Source organism: Acidithiobacillus ferriphilus, assembly GCF_018854775.1.
GTDB lineage: Bacteria > Pseudomonadota > Gammaproteobacteria > Acidithiobacillales > Acidithiobacillaceae > Acidithiobacillus > Acidithiobacillus ferriphilus.
The window spans coordinates 1-680 of the sequence record NZ_JAAZTY010000249.1 but is presented as its reverse complement, the minus strand read 5'-3'; the positions used below and the strand labels follow the sequence as shown (position 1 = coordinate 680).

Here is a 680-nt window from a genome sequence, read left to right as displayed (position 1 = left end):
TGAGGCTTTGCAAGCTATCGAGTGGCAGCGCTGGCTCAAGCTCTTCCGCCTGCGCCAGCACCGGTAACTCACCCCGCCCCAGCCAACGCACCCATAAGGGGCGCCCCGCCTCAATCCGCGCCAGCGGAGAGCGGGCGCGCCGAGCACCTTTGGCCAAGACCCCCAGCCGACCCTGTGTCTGCGTAAACAGTTCGACTACCAGACTGGTATCCCCGTAAGGGTAGCGATGCAAGACCCAGGCGCGATCACCGGCCTCAGTCGTCATACCCCAGCTCGCGCAGGATATTGCGGTCTTCCGACCACTGTTCCTTTTGCTTGACCCACAAGCCCAGCCAGACCCGCTCTTCGGTCAACTGCTGCAGCGTCTCCCGCGCCCGGCTGCCAATCACCCGCAACCGGCTGCCGCCGTCACCTAAAATAATGGCTTTCTGCCCCGGCCGTCGACAATAAATAGTCGCCTCGATGCGCTGCTGACCGTATTCCACCTGATAGCTTTCAATGGCAACCGCTGTATCGTAGGGCAGTTCGGCGCCCAGTTGCCGGAAGATTTGCTCGCGGATGATTTCTGCCGCCATAAACCGCAGGTTGCGATCGGTGACCTGATCCTCCGGGAAAGACGCCGGTGCCGGCGGTAACAGGGGCACCAACACATCGGCCAGACGCTCCACATCAGCCGCCTT

Annotated in this window: 2 protein-coding genes; both read right to left on the bottom strand. The window is 62.2% G+C overall.

What is annotated here, in order from left to right; all coding sequences use genetic code 11:
* The coding region (recO, locus tag HF921_RS12955; protein WP_215893976.1) for a DNA repair protein RecO at window positions 1-265 on the bottom strand (265 nt) is incomplete at its 3' end.
* Window positions 255-680 (bottom strand): KH domain-containing protein (locus tag HF921_RS12950; RefSeq protein WP_215893975.1); only part of this gene is annotated, 426 nt, incomplete at its 5' end. The genes recO and HF921_RS12950, both read right to left, overlap by 11 nt.